The following is a 19,071-nucleotide window of genomic DNA, read 5'->3' as shown; positions in this document are numbered from 1 at the left end:
TCGGCTACGTGAGCGGCTTGATCTCGAGCGAGTCCCGGGTCGCCCCTGAGGAGACCGTCGCGAAGGCGGTGTAGCCGTCGGATGCCGCGCGCTCCAGCAGCGCCTTGAGGTTCTTGGTGCGTTGCTCGAGCCGCACCCGCGAGCCTTCGGCGATCAGCGCCGCCTTAAGCGCGAGGAGCTCGCCATACGCGACGTCGCGATCGTGGACCAGCACCACCGTGGGGGCCGCGGCATCCGTCGTCTCGTCGACGAGATCGACGATCCGCTCGAACCCGATCGAGAAGCCGACCGCGGGTGCGTCCTGACCCAGGAAGCGCCCGATCATGCCGTCGTAGCGTCCGCCGCCGCCGAGCGAGTAGTCGACCGAGGGGTGCGCGAGTTCGAAGATCGTGCCGGTGTAGTAGCCCATGCCGCGCACGAGGAAGGGGTCGAAGACGAGCGGGATGTCGACGAACGAGGTTGCTGAGCCTGTCGAAGCACGGGCTGCTGCGACCGCCTCGCCGATGCCGGTCAGGGCCGCGACGACCTCGTCGGGAGCGCCATCGGGCAGCAGCTTGCGGATCTGCCGCTCGCCGAACGGGTTGTACTCCAGAGTCATCGGACGCACCAGGAAGGCCCCGAACGCCTCGACCGCGGCCGGTGTCGCGCCGCGCTCGGCGAGCTCGGCGGTCACCCCGGACGGGCCGATCTTGTCGAGCTTGTCGATCGTGATGAGCACGCCAGGCAGCTCGTCTGCGGTGAAGCCGAAGCTCGCCAGCATCCACTCGAGCAGGCGACGGTCGTTGATGCGCACTGTCGCGCCGGTGAGGCCGAGCGCATCGACCGCGTCGAGCGTCGCCACGATGAGCTCCGCCTCGGCGCGGGATGAGGCATCCCCGATGATGTCGATGTCGCACTGCATGAACTGGCGATACCGACCCTTCTGCGGGCGCTCGGCGCGCCACACCGGGGCGATCTGGATCGCGCGGAACACGGTCGGCAGCTCGCCGCGGTGGCTCGCGTAGAAGCGCGCGAGCGGCACCGTCAGGTCGTAGCGCAGCCCCAGATCGGCGAGTTCGGCGGGGTCGTCGGCCGCGGCGCGGATCGCATCGGCGTCGAGCCCACGCTTGAGCACGTTGTAGGCGAGCTTCTCGTTGTCGCCGCCGATGCCGGCGTGCAGGCGGCCGAACTCCTCCATGACCGGCGTCTCGATCTCATCGAACCCGTGCGCGCGATAGCGCTCGCGGATGACGGCGAGCACGCGCTCGCGCCTGGTCTTGTCAGCGGGAAGGAAGTCGCGCATGCCGCGCGGCGGATTGACGGATGCCACAGACCTATTCTTTCAGGTCGGCCTCGGCATCCCTGATCTCAGCCCCCAGGGACCGGAGCCGCGCGCGCAGCGCGCGCTCCGCATCCCATCCGTTCGCGCGGGCAGTGGCGACCAGGGCGAGGAGGGCGTCGCCCAGCTCCGCCTCGGTGGCGGGCGCAGTGGCCGGGGGTGCCGCGACCCCCACCTGGGCCGCCTTGGCCAGCAGCTTCTGGGCCAGCGCGAGCGACGGCATCCGCTCCGATACGCCGTCGAGCACGCTCGTGCGGGCGCGCTTCTCGGCGGCCTTCGCCGCGTTCCAGTGCACGAGCACCTCTTCGGGTGTCGTCGCGACCGCGTCGCCGAAGACGTGCGGATGCCTCCGCACCATCTTCTCGGTCAGCCCGCGGGCGACGTCGTCGATGCCGAACGGCGCCTCGCCGTCGCGGGAGGCGATCTCGGCGTGGAACAGCACCTGCCAGAGCAGATCGCCGAGCTCTTCGCGGAGATCTTCGCGCGTGCCCTCCTCGACCGCGTCGATGAGCTCGGCGCTCTCTTCGATGAGATACGGCACGAGAGAGCGATGGTCGATCTGCTGCGTCCACACGCAGCGGTCGCGCACGGCGCGCATCGTGTCCGCCGCCTCGCGGAGCGGATCGGTCATGCGTGCACCTCCTCGGTCTCCGCCACGAGGGTGCCGGCGATGCGATGGTGGCGGCGGCGCCAGGTGACGATGAGCGCGGCCAGCACGGCGGCGATGAGGGAGCCGCTGACCACGCCGAGGATCGCCTCGTCCCGGATCTCGGGCGTGCCCTCGAACGCAAGGTCGGAGAGGAGCAGCGAGACGGTGAAGCCGATGCCGCCGAGAGCGCCGACGGCGAGCAGATCGCCGAGCGGCAGTTTCGGATGATCGCCGCCGCCGAACAGCTTCTGGCCGAGCCAGCCCGCACCGGCGATGCCGACGAGCTTGCCGGCCGGCAGGGCGAACACGATGCCCCAGAAGACCGGCGAGAGGCCGCTCCCTGCCGACGGGATCGGCACCAGGGCGGCGGTGAACGCGAAGATCGGCAGGATGATCGCGTTGATCCAGGGCTCCAGCGCGTGACGGGTGACCAGCGCGGGGGTCTGCGCCATGGCCAGGCCGAGGAGCACACCGGCGATCGTCGCGTGCACCCCGGAGAGCAGCACGAGCACCCACGTGGCGATCGCGAGCACGATCAGGGCGATCACGACCACGGCCTGGGCGCGGGTGTGCAGCATCCGGCTCAGCACAGCGAAGGCGATGACGCACAGGAATGCCAGCGCGAGCGCGAGGTAGTTGAGGTCGGTCGCGAAGAGCACCGCGATCAGCACGATGCCGACGATGTCGTCCAGGATCGCGAGGGCGAGGAGGAACACCCGGATCGCGGGCGGGAGGCCACGCCCGAACACGGCCAGCACTCCCAGGGCGAACGCGATGTCGGTCGCCGTCGGGATCGGCCAGCCGTGCTCGTAGCCGGTGCCCGCGGTGAATGCGAGGTAGATCAGGACCGGCACGATCACCCCGCCCGCCGCGCCGATCGCCGGCTGCAGCGCCCGCCGCGCGCTGCGCAGCTCTCCCCGGGTGAGCTCGTACTGCAGCTCCACCGAGACGGAGAAGAAGAAGAATGCCAGCAGCCCGTCCGAGACCCAGTGCGAGAGCGAGAGGTCGATCTCGGTCCCCGGGATGGCCAGGTGGTGGTGGAAGAACTCGAGCACGGCGGGGCCTGCCGGGGAATTGGCCACGATGAGCCCCGCCGCGGCGGCAAGCAGCAGCAGCAGCGCGGGGAATCGGGCAGAACGCAGCAGTTTCACAGCACCTCCGGCCGCCCCATGCTAGCGGGGGCCGGTCGCTGCTGTGATTTCGACGAAACAACGCGGCGATAGCGTTGAGGCATGCGTGAGCTCACCAAGACCGAAGCGATCGACCTGGTCGGACGTTATGAAGCAGGCCAGGAGATCCCCGAGCGGATGCGCGCGGATGTGCGGATGCTGGGTGCGCTGCTCGGTCGTGTGCTCCGCGAGAGCGGCTCCCCCGGTCTGTTCGACGACGTGGAGCGCCTGCGCGCCGCGACCATCCAGGCGTACACCGACGAGACCGCGGAGGCGTTCGAGCGCGCCGCGGTGATCGCCGACTCGTTCAGCATCCAGCGCGCCGACGAGGTCGCCCGGGCGTTCACCGTCTACTTCCACCTCATGAACCTCATCGAGGAGCACCAGCGGGTGCGGATCCTCCGGGAGCGCGACGGGCGCCCCGATCGGGAGGATGCGACCGACTCGGTCGCCGCCGCGTTCGTGCACCTCGCCGCCGAGGTCGGCGACGACACGGCGCTCGCACGCCTGCAGGCGCTGCGGTTCCACCCCGTGTTCACCGCGCACCCCACCGAGGCGCGCCGCAGTGCGATCTCCCGCAGCATCCGCCGGCTGACCGCGCTGCTCGACGAGCACGACATCATGCTGCGCAACGGCGCCGACGAGCGACGGGCCGAGCGTCGCATGATCGAGGAGATCGACACGCTGTGGCGCACCGCGCCGCTGCGCGCGGAGAAGCCCTCGCCCACCGACGAGGTGCGATCCATCATGGAGGTCTTCGACGAGACCCTCTTCACCGCGGTCCCGCATGTCTACCGCCGCGTCGACGACGCCCTGCAGGGGCCCGCCGCGGGCTCGCGGGCGCCGATCGTCAAGCCCTTCGTCCGTGTCGGCTCGTGGGTCGGCGGCGACCGCGACGGAAACCCGTTCGTGACGGCATCCGTCACCCGCAAGGCCGCGAAGATCGCGAGTCAGCACGTCCTGCTGGGACTGGAGCGCGCCGCGAACCGCATCGGCCGAACCCTGACGCTGGATGAGGTCACCACGCCGCCGAGCGCGGCGCTGCAGGCGCTGCTCCAGCGGCTCGCGACGAACGATGAGGAAGCCGCCGTCGACATCGCGAAGCGGTCGCCGGGCGAGCCGCACCGGCGCACGCTGCTGCTCATCGCCCGGCGCATCGCCGCGTCCGGTGGCGGCGACGCGGACCTGTCCTACCGTGACCCGGAGCAGCTCCTCGCGGACCTGCGGATCATCCAGGAGTCGCTGCACCTGGCCGGAGCCCCGCGGCAGGCCTACGGCCACCTGCAGCAGCTCATCTGGCAGGTCGAGACCTTCGGGTTCCACCTCGCCGAACTCGAGGTGCGCCAGCACTCGGCAGTGCACGCGAAATCGCTCGAGGAGCTGTCCGCGGGCGTTGCGCTCAGCGCGCAGACCGAAGAGGTGCTCGAGGTCTTCCGCACGATCTCGTCCATCCAGAGCAGGCTCGGCCCGAACGCCGCCGGCCGCTACATCGTGTCGTTCACCCGGTCCGCCGAAGACCTCGCCAACGTCTACCGCCTCGCCGAGTACGCGAAGGACTCGAGCGGGACGCCGGTGCTCGACGTCATTCCGCTGTTCGAGACGTTCGCCGACCTGCAGGCCGCGCCGCAGATCCTCGCCGAGATCGTCGAGCATCCCGACTTCAAGGCGCGCCTGGCCGTCACCGGCCGCCGTCTCGAGGTCATGCTCGGGTACTCCGACTCGTCGAAGGACGTGGGGCCGGTCGCCGCGACCCTGGCCCTCTACGAAGCCCAGGCCGCGATCTCGGCGTGGGCGCAGGCGAGCGGCATCGAGCTCACCCTGTTCCACGGGCGCGGCGGAGCGCTCGGCCGTGGCGGGGGGCCTGCCAACACCGCGATCCTCGGTCAGCCACCGCACTCGGTGGACGGCCGGTTCAAGCTCACCGAGCAGGGCGAGGTCATCTTCGCTCGCTACGGCGACCCGGCCATCGCGATGCGGCACATCGACCAGGTGGCCGCCGCTGTGCTGCTCGCCTCGTCGCCGTCGATCGAGCGGCGCAACCGCGCCGCGGCGGAGCGCTACGCCGAGGCTGCGGCGAAGATGGATGCCGCGTCCCGCGACCGCTTCTTCGCCCTCGTGAAGGCACCGGGCTTCGCGCCATGGTTCGCGCAGGTCACGCCGATGGAGGAGGTCGGGCTGCTCGCCCTCGGCTCCCGCCCGGCACGACGAGGACTGTCCGTCGAATCGCTCGAGGATCTTCGCGCCATCCCGTGGGTCTTCGCCTGGAGCCAGGCGCGCATCAACCTCGCGGGCTGGTTCGGGCTCGGCTCGGGCCTGGACGCTGTCGGCGACGAGGCGCTCCTGCGTCGGGCGTATGACGAGTGGCCGCTGTTCCGCACGCTCATCGACAACGTCGCGATGAGCCTCGCAAAATCCGACAGCCGCATCGCGCGAGGCTATCTCGGGCTGGGCGATCGCGATGATCTCGCCGCGCTCGTGATGGAGGAGCTCGACCTCACGAGGTCTTGGGTCATCCGCATCGCCGGGGGCGGGCAGCTCCTGCAGAACAAGCCTGTGCTGCAGCGTGCGGTGAAGCTGCGCAGCCCCTACGTCGACGCGCTGTCCCTGCTCCAGCTGCGGGCGCTCCGGGCACTTCGCGACAATGCGGCGGCTGGTGCCCCCGTCGACCCGGAGCTGCAGCGCCTGCTGCTGCTCTCGGTGAGCGGTGTGGCGGCCGGCCTGCAGAACACCGGGTGACGAGGGTGCCGCGGACGCGGCATCCGCTCACTCCACCTGGCGGTCGTCGGCGTGCCGGGCGAGCCCGCGGCCGTAGCGCTCGGTGAGCTGCACCATGAGGTCGGGCGTCTCGCGGTCGAGACCGAACACGTAGCCGGGGAAGTCCAGTTCGCGCTGCGCCGCCCAGATCTCTTCGTGGCGCTCTGGGGGGAGGATCTGCACCGGCGTGCCGACCGCGACCCACCCGATCGGCACCACCGTCTCGGGCGGCAGCACGGTGCGCAGGTGCACGACGGCGTTGATGCGGACCTCGCATCGGTCGCCGATCCGGGCGCCGTTGAAGATCCGCGTGCCGGTGGCCAGAAACACCTCGTCGCCGATCGTCGCGCCCGAGATGCTCGCCATCGGTCCGACCAGCACATGGTCGCCGATGTGCACGGGATTGGCCGAGGTCGCCCGAATCAGCGCGTTCTCCATGACGATGACGTTCTCGCCGAGGGTGACCGCGCCGCCTTCGGCCGTGATCACGGCGCCATGAAGCACCTGGCAGTCTGCGCCGATGGTCACATCGCCGCTGATGACGGCGGTGGCGGCCACTACCGCGTCGGGATGGATGCGGGGGCTGGCCCCGAGATGCTCGAACTGCACGCAACCTCCTCGGTCAGCGCCAGCGTAGCGCTCGGCACCGCCGCAGGAAGGCTGTCACGTGGTCGGGACACAGCCGCCGCGTGATTAGGCTTGACGATGCCCTTTCCCGCGGGCAGCTCCCCTCACCTGTTCGAAGGCTCCACCATGTCGCTCCCCCTCCTTGACACCCCTCCCATCGTGCGCGACGTGTTCGACACCGTTGTGACGCGCAATCCCGACGAGCCGGAATTCCTGCAGGCCGTCCACGAGGTGCTCGAGTCGATCGCACCCGTGCTCGAGGCGCACCCGCAGTTCGTCGAGAACGGCATCCTGGAGCGGCTCGTCGAGCCGGAGCGTCAGATCATCTTCCGCGTGCCGTGGGTCGACGACGCCGGGCGGCTGCAGGTCAACCGCGGCTTCCGCGTGCAGTTCTCCTCGGTGCTCGGCCCCTACAAGGGCGGGCTGCGCTTCCACCCGTCGGTCAACCTCTCCATCATCAAGTTCCTCGGCTTCGAGCAGATCTTCAAGAACGCGCTGACCGGCCAGGGCATCGGCGGCGCCAAGGGCGGCAGCGACTTCGATCCGCACGGTCGATCGGATGCCGAGATCATGCGGTTCTGCCAGTCGTTCATGAACGAGCTCTACCGGCACCTGGGTGAGCACACCGACGTGCCCGCGGGCGATATCGGCGTGGGCGCGCGCGAGATCGGCTACCTGTTCGGCCAGTACCGCAAGATCACCAACCGGCACGAGTCGGGCATGTTCACCGGCAAGGGCGTGCAGTGGGGCGGCGCCGAGGTGCGCACCGAGGCGACCGGCTATGGTGCGGTGTACTTCGCGCAGGAGATGCTCGCCGTGCATGGCGAATCCCTCGAAGGCAAGCGCGTCGGGGTCTCCGGTTCGGGCAACGTCGCGATCTATGCGATCGACAAGGCCTACCAGCTCGGCGCGACGCCGGTCACGGCATCCGACTCCTCCGGCTACGTCGTCGACGACGCCGGCATCGACCTCGCCCTGCTGCGCCAGGTGAAGGAGGTCGACCGCACTCGGATCTCGGCGTACGCCGCCCAGCGCTCCAGCGCGCGCTTCGTCGAGGGCGCACGTCCCTGGGAGGTGCCGGTCGACATCGCGATCCCCTCAGCGACGCAGAACGAGCTCGACGGGAGCGATGCCCGCGCGCTCATCGCCAACGGCGTGCGCGCCGTCGCCGAGGGCGCCAACATGCCCTCGACTCCGGACGCGGTCGCCGCGTTCCAGGGTGCCGGTGTGCTGTTCGGACCGGGCAAGGCGGCGAATGCGGGCGGTGTCGCCACCTCAGCCCTCGAGATGAGCCAGAACGCGGCGCGCCAGCGCTGGAGCTTCGCCGACAGCGAGGCGAAGCTGCGGTCGATCATGCAGGGCGTGCACGACTCCGCTTTCGAGGCCGCCGAGCGCTACGGCCGCCCCGGCGACTACGTCGTGGGTGCGAACTCAGCCGGGTTCGAGCGCGTCGCGCACGCGATGCTCGCCCAGGGCGTCATCTGACCGACGCTCCAACTGCGMGGGCTCAGGCGTCGGCCTGAGCCTGCGCGGGAACCTCGGCCGGCCACAGCTGACCGACCAGCTGCGCGACCCACGCGACGAGCTCCGCGTCGGCCAGGGCTTCGCCCCCGGGCCGGGGCATCGGCACAACCAGCGCGTCCCCGCCGGCGAGCAGCTTCGCCGTCGGGTACAGCCGCTGCAGGCGCACTCGGCGCGAGTCGGGCAGGTGCGCGGGCGCGATCCGCAGGTTCGGGCCCATCGCCACGACATCGGACAGCCCCGCCTGCGCGGCGCGCCGGCGCAGCCGCGCCACGGCGAGGAGGCCATCGACCTCTGCGGGCGGCTCGCCGTAGCGATCGTGCAGCTCCTCGATGACCAGGTCGAGCGCGTCGTCCTTGGCGGTGAGGGCTGCCGCGGCGGAGAGCTTCTGGTATGCCTCGAGGCGCAGCCGCTCGCTGTCGATGTAGTCCTCGGGGATGCGCGCCTGCACCGGCAGCTCGAGGCGCAGTTCGGTCTGCTCCTCGGTCTCGTCGCCGCGGAACGCCGACACCGCCTCGCCGATCATGCGCAGGTACAGGTCGAAGCCGACCCCGGCGATGTGCCCGGCCTGCTCCGCGCCGAGCAGATTGCCCGCGCCACGCAGCTCGAGGTCCTTCAACGCCACCTGCATGCCGCTGCCCAGGTCGTTGTTCACGGCGATCGTCTCGAGGCGGTCGGCGGCGAGCTCGGAGATCGGCTTGAACTCGTCGTAGAGGAAGTACGCATAGGCGCGCTCGCGGGCGCGACCCACGCGGCCGCGCAGCTGGTGCAGCTGCGAGAGCCCGTACTTGTCGGCGCGGTCGATGATGATCGTGTTCGCGTTGGAGATATCGAGACCGGTCTCGACGATCGTCGTGCAGACGAGCACATCGGCGCGGCGCTCCCAGAAGTCGTCGACGACATGCTCCAGCGCGTTCTCGCCCATCTGGCCGTGCGCGACGGCGATCCTGGCTTCCGGCACCAGCTCCGCGAGATGGGCGGCCACGCCCTGGATCGACGACACCCGGTTGTGGACGTAGAAGATCTGACCCTCGCGCAGCAGCTCGCGCCGGATCGCCGCGGCGATCTGCTTGTCGTTGCGCGGACCGACGAACGAGAGGATCGGATGCCGATCCTCGGGCGGGGTCTGCAGCGTGGACATCTCGCGGATGCCGGTCACCGCCATCTCGAGTGTGCGCGGGATCGGCGTGGCACTCATGGCCAGGATGTCGACGTTGGTCTTCAGCTTCTTCAGGGCGTCCTTGTGCTCGACGCCGAAGCGCTGCTCCTCGTCGATGATGAGCAGTCCGAGGTCTTTGAAGAGCACCTTCTCGGTGAGGATCCGGTGCGTGCCGATGACCATGTCGACGGTGCCGTCGGTGATCCCGGCGAGCGTGTCGCGCGCCTGCTTGTCGGTCTGGAAGCGCGACAGCGGCTGCACCTTCACCGGGAAGCCGGCGAAGCGCTCCGTGAACGTCTCGATGTGCTGCTTGACCAGCAGTGTCGTGGGGACGAGCATGGCGACCTGCTTGCCGTCCTGGATCGCCTTGAACGCGGCGCGAACGGCCACCTCGGTCTTGCCGAATCCGACGTCGCCGGACAGCAGCCGGTCCATCGGGATCGGCTTCTCCATGTCGGCCTTGATCTCGTCGATCGTCTGCAGCTGATCGAGGGTCTCGGCGAACGGGAAGGCCTCTTCGAGCTCCCGCTGCCAGGGCGTATCCGGGCCGAAGGCGTGCCCCTTGGCGGCCATGCGCGCGGAATAGAGCTTCACGAGTTCGACCGCGATGTCGCGCACCGCGCGGCGGGCTTTGCCCTTCGCCTGGGCCCAGTCGCTGCCGCCCATCTTGGACAGCACCGGGGCTTCTCCCCCGACGTACTTCGAAAGGAGATCGAGCTGGTCGGTGGGGACGTACAGCTTGTCACCGGGATAGCCGCGCTTGGAGGGCGCGTACTCGAGCACGAGATACTCGCGGACGCTCTTGACGGCATTGCGACCGCCGCTGGAGACCTCGCGCTGGGTGAGCTCCACGAACCTGCCGATGCCGTGGGTCGCGTGCACGACGTAGTCGCCGGTCTTCAGCTGCAGCGGATCGACCACGTTGCGGCGGCGCGAGGCCAGCTTCTTGATGACCCGGCTGTCGCCGCCGATCGTGCGTCCGTAGAACTCCGACTCGGTGAGGACGGCGAACTTCGCCTCGACGACCTCGAAGCCGCGTTCGACCGGCGCGACGACGAGGTGGGCGACGCCGGGCTCGGGCGCCTCGAGCAGACTGTCCACCTGACGGGCGGCGATCCCGCGCTCGGCGAGCACGTCGTGCGCGCGCTCGGCGAGGCCCACTCCGGAGGTCGCGATCACGACACGCCAGCCGTCCTGGAGCAGCCCGGCGACATGGGCGCACGCGCCGTCGACGTTGCCCTGGAACGACGGCACCCCGGTGCCGGGGATGCGGATGACGGACAGCGCCTCGAGCGCGACATCCACATCCATCAAGCCCTCAGCCGTGGCGGCGGCCTCGCCCGAGTCGAAGGCCGAGAGCGTCCACCACGGATCGCTGCGATCGCGCGCGGCCTCCTGGAGGCGCGGGATCGTGAGGAAGTCGCCCGCGCCGAGGTCGATCGGCGCCTGCGCTCCCGACGTCGCGGCGCTCCAGGCGGCCTCGAGGAACTCCCGGTTCGTGTCGCCGAGGGTGATCGCCCGGGTGACCGAGCGCTCCGGGTCGGCCAGCGCGATCGCCGACGACTCCGGCAGGTAGTCGATGATCGTGACCATGCGGTCTACGAGCGCGGGGGTGAGCGACTCCATCCCCTCGACCGGGATGCCCTCGGCCATCTTCTCGAGCATGCCGCGCAGGGCCGGGAACTCGTCCTTCAGCTGGCGCGCGCGCCCGCGGACCTGGTCGGTCAGCAGCAGCTCGCGGCTCGGGACGAGCGCGACCTCGCTGATCTCGCCGGGCAGCGAGCGCTGATCCGCGACCGAGAAGGCGCGGATCTGGTCGACCTCGTCGCCGAAGAACTCGATGCGGTACGGGTGGTCGTCCACCGGCGGGAAGACATCGAGGATGCCGCCGCGGAGGGCGAACTCGCCCCGCCGCGACACCATGTCGACGCGGTGGTAGGCGAGGGTGACGAGCCGCGCCGAGACGGCGCTGAGGTCGTGCCCGCGCGCGCCGGTCGAAAGCAGCAGGGGCTCGACATCGGCGAGTCCCGTGGCGATCGGCTGCAGCGCGCCGCGCACCGAGGTCGTGACGATGAGCGGGTGTTCACCGGACCAGTGCCGGATGCCGCGCAGCACCTCGAGGCGTCGCCCGACGATCTCGGGGCTCGGGCTGAGCCGTTCGTGCGGCAGCGTCTCCCAGGCCGGGAAGTGCACCACGGTCGCCGTCGGCAACAGCGCCGCGAGGGCCGCGCCGAGCGCCTCCGCGCGACGCCCCGTCGGCGCGATGGCGAGCAGCGCTCCCACCCGCCCGGACGCGAGGCGACGATCGATGAGGCTCGCCAGCAGCGGAGCACTGAGTCCTTCAGCAAGCGAGAAATCCGCGGAGACGGATGCCGCGGCAGCCGCCTCGCGGAAAGGCTCAGCCTGCTCGAGGGCGCGCACGATCCCGGGAACTGTCACCGGAAGAGTCTACGGGCGCGTCCGACACTGCGACTCCTAGGATGAGTGCCGTGACCGACCCCGCCGCGCAGCCAGGACCGCCGTACCCCCGACCTCCGTACCCCGCGCAGCAGTACCCGCAGCCCTACCCCGGGCAGCCGCCGCAGTACCCCGGGCAGCCGCAGTTCGTCGCGCCGGGCGCGCCACGCCCGCAGGTCCCGTACGCTCCGCCGCTGCCGGAGCGTCGCCCGGACGGCACGCTCGGCGTCGTCGCGCTCATCGCCGGAGTCATCGCCMTCGTGGGTGCATCGATCGCCGTGTCGATCGCGGCGTACCAGATCGGCCACGGCGCCGGCCGCCAGCTCGCCGCACGCGCGCTGACCGCCGACTTCGACTGGAGCATCCTCGCGCCAGTGCGCGACTGGGTGCTGCTCGGCGAGATCTCGTTCTGGGTGGGCACCGTGTTCGGGCTCTGGGCGCTCGCCCAGGGGATCGTCGCGATCGTGACCGGTCGCGGTCGTGGCGCCGGTATCGCCGCCGTCGCTCTGGCCGTGGCGGGCCCGATCGCGTTCTTCATCGCGCTGAACGTCTTCCTGGGCCTGGGCCTCGCCGCGGGCTTCCCGGCGGCAGTCGAGGAGGGAACGCTATTCGCGGGGGGCGTGGTGCTTCTGCTGGGCTGACAGCAGCCCCTCGCCGATGAGCTGCTCCACCGCGTCCGCGGCATCCGAAACCAGAATCGGCAGGGTCTTGCGCTCTGTCGCGCCGAACGGGTCGAGCACCCAGTCGGCCGCGTCCTGACGCCCCTGCGGGCGGCCGATGCCGACGCGCACCCGCGGGAACTCCGGCGTGTCGAGCGCCTTCGCGACATCGCGCACGCCGTTGTGGCCGCCGTGGCCGCCGCCGACCTTGAGCTTGATGGTGTCGAACGGGATGTCGAGCTCGTCGTGGACGATGATCACCCGATCGGGTTCCACGCCGTAGAACCGCACGAGTCCCGCCACCGGACCACCGGACACGTTCATGAAGGAGTTCGGCTTGGCCAGGACCAGCTTCGGTCCGCCGGGGCGCAGCCAGGTCTCGGCGACCCGCGCGTTCGCCTTGTGCGCGCGCCACGCCTCGCCGCGGCGCGCGGCGAGCTCGTCCACCACGAGCTGACCGACGTTGTGCCGGGTCGACTCATAGCGGGGCCCCGGGTTGCCGAGGCCGATCACGAGCCACACGTCTGCCATGTCACACATCCTGCCCGAATGACTCGGGCCGCTCATGCAGCGAGGGGGCGCGGAATCCGCACCCCCTCGCCGAACGGTTTGCCGGAATTACTCGGCGTCGGAACCCTTGGCCTCGTCGGACTCCTCGGCCTGGTCTGCGGCCACGGCCGCATCGGCGGCCTCGATCTCGTCTGCGTCGCCCGCGGACGACGGGACCGAGATCGCGACGACGAGCGTCTCCGGGTCGGCGACCAGGACGGCACCCTTCGGGAGCGTGAGGTCGGCAGCGGTGATGTGGGTGCCGTCCTCGAGGCCCTCGATGTCGAGCTCGATGTTCTGCGGGATGTGGGTCGCCTCGACCTCGAGCGAGATGCTCACGGCGTCGAGGTTCGCGATCGTGCCGGGAGCCGACTCGCCCACGAGGACGATCGGGATGTCGACCTGGATCTTCTCGCCCTTCTTCACCACGAGGAGGTCGATGTGCTCGATGATCTGGTGCACGGGGTCCTTCTGGACGTCCTTGACCAGCGTGAGCTGCTGCGTGCCGTTGACGTCCAGCTCGAGCACGACGTTCGCGCGGCGGATGAGCAGCGCGACCTGGTGGCCCGGGAGCGCGACGTGCACCGGGTCGGTGCCGTGGCCGTAGATGACGGCGGGGATCTTGCCCGAGGCGCGGAGGCGACGGGCGTAGCCCTTGCCGAAGTTCTCGCGCAGCTCGGCGTGGACCTTGGTGTCGGTTTCAGTCGACATGTGAAATCTCCTTGCGGGCGATATGCCCGGATGTTGGGGTGCGGTTTCGACTCGAACGCATGCGCGTGAGGAAAGCCAAGGAGCCCACATCACTGCGTCGATCACGGATGCTGCGGCCGGGGCCGGCGCGAGCATCCCTCGCCGAAGTTCGTCCTCAAGTCTATCAGTGGCACGGCTACCATGAGGAACACACTCGTCGTGCCTGGTCGCGACCCGCCCCGGAGGACCAAATGGAATACGGATTCGCCTCGCACGCCCTGTTGTGGCTCATCGGCGGGCTGGCCGCCGTCGGCCTCGTCGGCACGGTGCTCGCGTTCTGGACGATGGGGCGCGCGGCGTACCGCAAGGACTGACCGCTCCCCCTCACACCGGCCCTCCCGCATCGGTGAGGAGCCGGTGAACGCCGCGTAACACGCGTGCGCGAGACTCTAGGCTGGAATCCTCCCCGATCCGATCCTCAGGAGTACGCGTGTCTTCGAACGACCCCTCGGCGCCGACGAACATCTCGACCGACCGCGATGACGAGCCCGGCTCCGCGCCGGCACACGAAGGGGCGCCGGCCCCGGAGGACGTCTCGCGTCCGGCTCCCACGCCGCAGGGTCCGGATGCCGTCACCTCCGCGATCGCCAATATCGGCGTCGTCGGACTGGCGGTGATGGGCTCGAATCTTGCCCGCAACCTCGCCAGCCGTGAGGGCAACAAGGTGGCGGTGTACAACCGCAGCCACGCGAAGACCGAGACGCTGCTCGCGGAGCACCCCGAGGCGGAGTTCGTCTCGGCTGCCACCTACGAAGAGTTCGCGGCGTCGCTGCAGAAGCCCCGCACGGCGATCATCATGGTCAAGGCCGGCCGCCCCACCGACGCCGTCATCGACGCCCTCGTGGAGGTGTTCGAGCCGGGCGACATCATCGTCGACGGCGGCAATGCCCTGTTCACCGACACGATCCGCCGCGAGAAGGCAGTCCGCGAGACCGGCATCAACTTCGTCGGCGCGGGCATCTCCGGCGGCGAGGAGGGCGCCCTCCTCGGCCCCTCGATCATGCCCGGCGGCTCCGACGAGTCCTGGGTCACCCTTGGCCCGATCCTGAAGTCGATCGCCGCGATCGCCGAGGGCGAGCCGTGCGTGACGCACATCGGCCATGACGGCGCCGGACACTTCGTGAAGATGGTGCACAACGGCATCGAGTACGCCGACATGCAGCTCATCGCCGAGGCATATGACCTCATCCGCCGCGGCACCGGCAAGTCCCCCGCCGAGATCGCCGACGTCTTCGCCGAGTGGAACGCCGGCGAACTCGAGTCGTACCTCATCGAGATCACCGCCGAGGTGCTCAAGCAGACGGATGCCGCCACCGGCGCACCGCTCGTCGATGTGATCCTCGACCAGGCCGGAGCCAAGGGCACCGGCGCCTGGACAGTGCAGACCGCGCTCAACCTCGGCACCCCGGTCTCGGGCATCGCCGAGGCGACGTTCGCCCGGTCGCTGTCGAGCCACCCGGAGCAGCGCGAGGTTTCGCGCGACCTCCCGGGCCCGGACGCTTCGACAGGCTCAGCGACCGGATCGACCGGATTCGCGGAGGACGCGGACGCGTTCATCGAGGATGTGCGCCTGGCGCTCTACGCCTCGAAGATCGTGGCGTACTCGCAGGGCTTCGACGAGATCCGTGCCGGCGCCGCCGAGTACGACTGGTCGATCGATCTCGGCGCTGTCTCGAAGATCTGGCGTGGCGGCTGCATCATCCGCGCCCAGTTCCTCAACCGCATCGCGGACGCGTACGACGAGGCTCCCGCTCTTCCGGTGCTCCTCACCGCGCCGTACTTCGTCGAGGCGCTCGGCCGTGCCCAGGCAGCGTGGCGCCGGATCGTCTCGACGGCCGCGACCGTCGGCATCCCCGCTCCCGCGTTCTCGTCGTCGCTGTCGTACTACGACGGTCTCCGCGCGGACCGACTGCCGGCCGCCCTCATCCAGGGCCAGCGCGACTTCTTCGGTGCGCACACCTACAAGCGCATCGACAGGCCCGGCACGTTCCACACGCTGTGGTCGGGCGACCGCACCGAGATCGAGGCGGAAGACACGCACTGACCGGCTAGGCGGGCTGCACGTTGTGGCACCGGCTGAAGATGTTCTGCGGGTCCCACTCGCGCTTCAGCCGGGCCAGCCGGCGCATCGTCTCGGGCGTATACATGCGTGAGACCAGCCCCGGATCGGCGGACAGCGTGAAGTTGCCATAGAGGGCCTCGCCCAGCGCGGCCGTGGCGTCCCACTCCGCCTGGATCAGTCCCCGGCTCTCGTCGGTGACGAGTCCCGGGATGTCGAACGCCCCGGCCATCGCGAACCAGGTCGCGTCGCGGGCGGGGAAGGCCGTGCGCTCCTGCGGGACGTCGCCGTACGCTCCCCCGAGCGAGCGCAGGAACAGCACCGACATCTGGTTCGCCTCGCGGAACGACACGAGTCGTTCGATCGCCTCGTCGGTGAGGTCGCGCAGCAGCGTGTTGCCGCCGATGAACCCGGGCATCGGCTGCTCGGGATCGGCGGGCGGCGCCTCCATCAAGATCGCGGGGTAGGGCTGGGCGGACAGAGCCGTTTCGGTGACGCCCTCGAGCGCGAGCAGAGGCGCGAGGGCGGCACGTGCCGCCTGCTCGTCGTCGCCGATCCAGCACGCCGTGATCGATGCGCCCGCGGGCGCGCTCGGATCCATGGCCGGCACGTCCATGAAGGTGACGGTGAGCTCCCGCGGTGCGCCGCGGAGGGTGTCGCGCAGCGCACGGAGGATCGGTCGCGAGTCCCCGGTCACGCCCAGCGTCGCGAACACCACCGAATGCAGCTCGTGCGCGCGGAAGTCGAAGCGCGTGACGACGCCGAAGTTGCCGCCACCGCCGCGGAGGGCCCAGAGGAGGTCGGGGTGAGAGGCCGCGGACACCTCGAGGACGTGCCCGTCGGCCGTGACGAGCTGCGCTGCCTCGAGCTGGTCGGCCGCGAGTCCCCACGCGCGCACCATCCAGCCGATGCCGCCGCCGAGGGTGAGTCCGCCGACGCCCACCGACGCCGTGTCGCCGGAGCTCACGCCCAGTCCGCGCCCGGCGAGGGTGCGCGCGACGCTCCCCCAGGTCGCGCCGCCGCCGACCCGGACGAGGGTGCCCTCGACGTCGACGGCGTTGAGAGCGGCAAGGTCGATCGTGAGACCGCCGGGCAGAGTGCCCCACGCGCTGTGGCCGCCGGAGCGGACCATCACTTCGAGGTGCTCGTCGGCGGCATATCGCAGGGCGGCGCGCACGTCGTCGACGGAGGAGGCGCGCACGATCACGGCCGGTTCGCCGATGCCGGCATGGAACCGGCGGGCGGTGTCCCAGTCGGGATCACCGGGTCGGGCGACGGCGCCGGGAGGCAGTTCGTTCAGGGTCGTCACAGTCATGCGGTCACGGTAACCGTGACCGGCGACATCCGCTACAGCCAGCCCCGCCGCTTGAACACGGCGTAAAGGGTCGCGCTGGTCGCGACCATGAGGCCGAGCGCCATCGGGTAGCCGAACACCCACTCCAGCTCCGGCATGTGCACGAAGTTCATGCCGTAGATGGTGCCCACGAGCGTGGGTGCGAAGAGGATGGCCGCCCAGCCCGAGACCTTCTTCACCTGGTCGTTCTGCTTCAGGCCGAGCTCCGCCATCCGCCGCATCGCCTCGTTGTTCTCCTGCTCGACCATCGTCGCGTGCACCGTGAGCGCGCTGTCGAGGGTCGCGCGGAACGAGTCGACCTTTTCGACGACGCGTCGCGCGTGATCGTCCACGTCACGGAACGCCGGTGCCTCGGATGCACCGGTCACCTCCATCACGATCTTCTGGAGCCGATCGAACATGTCCACCAGCGGGGTCGTCGCGTGCTGCAGGTCGACCACCTCGCGCTGGAGCCCGAAGATGCGCTTCGACACCTCGCGATCCCGGGAGAAAAGCTCATCTTCGATCTCGTCGACGTCGTTCTCGACGCCTGCGACCACGGGGAGGTACTGATCGATGATGTCGTCGCAGACCGCCCACACGACCGCGTACGGGCCGAGCGAAAGGATCTCCGGCCGAGCCTCGAGCGTGTGACGGACAGCGGACAGGTCGGGGTTCTCGGCGTGGCGCACGGTGATGACGTAGCCGGGACCCACGAACACGTGCACCTCGCCGAACTCGACAGTCTCGGACTCGTCCATGTACCGCGCGGGCTGCAGCACGAGAAAGGTCATGTCGCCGTAGCGCTCCAGCTTTGCCCGCTGATGACCTTTGAGCGTGTCTTCCACCGCGAGCGGGTGCAGGTCGAGCACCTCCGCGATCGCGTGCATCTCCTCAGCGTCGGGCCGATACAGACCCACCCAGGCCATGCCGCCGAAAGCCTTCGCCTCGTGGAGCACTTCGGCGGCGGTGCCGCTGAGAACTCTGCGGCCGTCCTTGTACACGGCGGCGTCGACGAGAGTCATGAGGCCACCCTAGGTCAGCGCCCACCGCGGCTAGTGTCGTGTCGTGACCAATCGACGCATCCTCTACATCGGCGGCACCGGGACGATCAGCTCGGCGTGCGTGCGCCGCTCCGTCGAGCGCGGCGACGACGTGACCGTGCTCAATCGGGGCTCATCGCGCCGGCCGCTGCCGCCGGGCGTGCAGGAGGTCGTCGCCGATGTCCGCGACGCCGAGGCCGTGCGCGCGGCCGTGGCCGGCGCCGAGTTCGACGTGGTCGCCGACTTCCTGGCGTTCACTCCCGAGCACGTCCAGCAGGATCTCGACCTGTTCGAGGGCGGCACCGGACAGTACGTGTTCATCAGCTCGGCATCCGCCTACGAGAAGCCGCCGCGCCGCCTGCCGATCACCGAATCGACGCCGCTGCGCAACCCGTTCTGGCAGTACTCGCGCGACAAGATCGCCTGTGAGGACCTGCTGGTCGCCGCCCACCGCGAGCGCGGGCTGCCGGTCACCATCGTGCGCCCGTCGCATACCTACGACGAGCGGATGATCCCCACCACCGGCCAATGGACCGACATCGCGCGCATGCGCGCCGGCAAGCCCGTCGTGATCCACGGCGACGGCACGAGCCTGTGGACCCTCACGCACGCCGACGACTTCGCTGTCGCGTTCGCAGGGCTGCTCGGCAACCCGGAGGCGATCGGCGATGCGTTCACGATCACCGGATCGCACGCGCCGACCTGGAATCAGGTCTACGGCTGGCTCGCCGAGGCTGCCGGGGTCTCCGACCCCGACTTCGTGCACGTCGCCTCGGAGACCATCGCGGCGTTCTCGCCGGAGATCGGACCTGGGCTCCTCGGCGACAAGGCGCACTCGGTGCTGTTCGACAACAGCAAGGTGACCGCCCTCGTGCCCGAGTTCCGCACGACGATCACGTTCGACGAGGGCGCCCGCCGCATTCTCGCGTACTACGACGCGCACCCAGAAGAGCAGCAGAACGACGTGGACCGCGACGCCCTGTTCGACAGGATCGCGGCCCACGCCCGCTCTGCGGACTGAGGC

General features: G+C 70.0%; 15 protein-coding genes. 6 read left to right on the top strand and 9 right to left on the bottom strand.

Annotated features, from left to right (window positions below):
- Positions 1-4: 4 nt before the first annotated feature.
- The 3 genes from hisS to ACXJ3V_RS17185 are packed head-to-tail and all read right to left on the bottom strand — an operon-like array spanning position 5 to position 3,118.
- On the bottom strand, positions 5-1,282 hold the full coding sequence (gene hisS, locus ACXJ3V_RS17195) for a histidine--tRNA ligase (RefSeq protein WP_457101605.1): 1,278 nt from the start codon (positions 1,280-1,282) through the stop codon (positions 5-7).
- A 31-nt stretch (positions 1,283-1,313) separates the two neighbouring features.
- The gene (locus ACXJ3V_RS17190; protein WP_457101558.1) at positions 1,314-1,949 is read right to left on the bottom strand and encodes a MazG family protein; all 636 of its coding nucleotides are present in this window, start codon (positions 1,947-1,949) and stop codon (positions 1,314-1,316) included.
- Complete coding sequence (locus ACXJ3V_RS17185; RefSeq protein ID WP_457101557.1) at positions 1,946-3,118, bottom strand: Na+/H+ antiporter NhaA; 1,173 nt, start codon at positions 3,116-3,118, stop codon at positions 1,946-1,948. The genes ACXJ3V_RS17190 and ACXJ3V_RS17185 overlap by 4 nt, the downstream gene beginning before the upstream one ends.
- An 81-nt stretch (positions 3,119-3,199) precedes the next feature.
- Here ACXJ3V_RS17185 and ACXJ3V_RS17180 point away from each other — a divergent pair, with 81 nt between their 5' ends.
- Positions 3,200-5,872 (top strand): phosphoenolpyruvate carboxylase, encoded by a 2,673-nt coding sequence (locus ACXJ3V_RS17180; RefSeq protein WP_457101556.1) that lies wholly within the window; start codon positions 3,200-3,202, stop codon positions 5,870-5,872.
- 27 nt (positions 5,873-5,899) lie between these two features.
- Here the strand turns inward: ACXJ3V_RS17180 and ACXJ3V_RS17175 are convergent, their stop codons facing one another.
- A complete protein-coding gene (locus tag ACXJ3V_RS17175; RefSeq protein ID WP_457101555.1) occupies positions 5,900-6,499 on the bottom strand; it encodes a gamma carbonic anhydrase family protein in 600 nt (199 codons plus the stop codon).
- Between the two features lie 144 nt (positions 6,500-6,643).
- Here ACXJ3V_RS17175 and gdhA point away from each other — a divergent pair, with 144 nt between their 5' ends.
- Positions 6,644-8,002: an NADP-specific glutamate dehydrogenase gene (gdhA, locus tag ACXJ3V_RS17170; RefSeq protein ID WP_457101554.1), complete on the top strand. Its 1,359-nt coding sequence runs from the start codon at positions 6,644-6,646 to the stop codon at positions 8,000-8,002.
- 22 nt (positions 8,003-8,024) lie between these two features.
- On the opposite strand, the gene mfd is transcribed toward gdhA, so the two are convergent.
- Positions 8,025-11,636, bottom strand: a complete 3,612-nt coding sequence (gene mfd / locus ACXJ3V_RS17165; RefSeq protein ID WP_457101553.1) for a transcription-repair coupling factor — start codon at positions 11,634-11,636, stop codon at positions 8,025-8,027.
- Between the two features lie 50 nt (positions 11,637-11,686).
- Between mfd and ACXJ3V_RS17160 the strand changes: the two genes are divergently transcribed.
- Positions 11,687-12,295, top strand: a complete 609-nt coding sequence (locus ACXJ3V_RS17160; protein ID WP_457101552.1) for a hypothetical protein — start codon at positions 11,687-11,689, stop codon at positions 12,293-12,295.
- Here the strand turns inward: ACXJ3V_RS17160 and pth are convergent.
- The gene (gene pth, locus ACXJ3V_RS17155) at positions 12,260-12,844 is read right to left on the bottom strand and encodes an aminoacyl-tRNA hydrolase (protein WP_457101551.1); all 585 of its coding nucleotides are present in this window, start codon (positions 12,842-12,844) and stop codon (positions 12,260-12,262) included. The genes ACXJ3V_RS17160 and pth overlap by 36 nt on opposite strands.
- 87 nt (positions 12,845-12,931) lie before the next feature.
- On the bottom strand, positions 12,932-13,573 hold the full coding sequence (locus ACXJ3V_RS17150) for a 50S ribosomal protein L25/general stress protein Ctc (RefSeq protein WP_457101550.1): 642 nt from the start codon (positions 13,571-13,573) through the stop codon (positions 12,932-12,934).
- A gap of 230 nt (positions 13,574-13,803) precedes the next feature.
- Here ACXJ3V_RS17150 and ACXJ3V_RS17145 point away from each other — a divergent pair, with 230 nt between their 5' ends.
- Together ACXJ3V_RS17145 and gndA are read left to right on the top strand one after the other, a co-directional pair.
- Complete coding sequence (locus tag ACXJ3V_RS17145) at positions 13,804-13,926, top strand: hypothetical protein (RefSeq protein ID WP_457101549.1); 123 nt, start codon at positions 13,804-13,806, stop codon at positions 13,924-13,926.
- A gap of 269 nt (positions 13,927-14,195) precedes the next feature.
- Positions 14,196-15,656, top strand: a complete 1,461-nt coding sequence (gene gndA, locus ACXJ3V_RS17140) for an NADP-dependent phosphogluconate dehydrogenase (protein ID WP_457101604.1) — start codon at positions 14,196-14,198, stop codon at positions 15,654-15,656.
- Positions 15,657-15,660: 4 nt separating this feature from the next.
- On the opposite strand, the gene ACXJ3V_RS17135 is transcribed toward gndA, so the two are convergent.
- The gene (locus ACXJ3V_RS17135; protein WP_457101548.1) at positions 15,661-16,986 is read right to left on the bottom strand and encodes an FAD-binding oxidoreductase; all 1,326 of its coding nucleotides are present in this window, start codon (positions 16,984-16,986) and stop codon (positions 15,661-15,663) included.
- 32 nt (positions 16,987-17,018) lie between these two features.
- Positions 17,019-18,029, bottom strand: a complete 1,011-nt coding sequence (locus tag ACXJ3V_RS17130) for a magnesium and cobalt transport protein CorA (protein ID WP_457101547.1) — start codon at positions 18,027-18,029, stop codon at positions 17,019-17,021.
- Between the two features lie 43 nt (positions 18,030-18,072).
- On the opposite strand from ACXJ3V_RS17130, the gene ACXJ3V_RS17125 reads away from it, so the two are divergent.
- A complete protein-coding gene (locus tag ACXJ3V_RS17125; protein WP_457101546.1) occupies positions 18,073-19,068 on the top strand; it encodes an SDR family oxidoreductase in 996 nt (331 codons plus the stop codon).
- Positions 19,069-19,071 lie beyond the last annotated feature (3 nt).

The sequence above is a fragment of the Microbacterium sp. P5_E9 genome (genome assembly GCF_054049175.1).
Note: the sequence above shows the minus strand (reverse complement) of the source record. Positions and strands in the feature narration are given on the sequence as shown.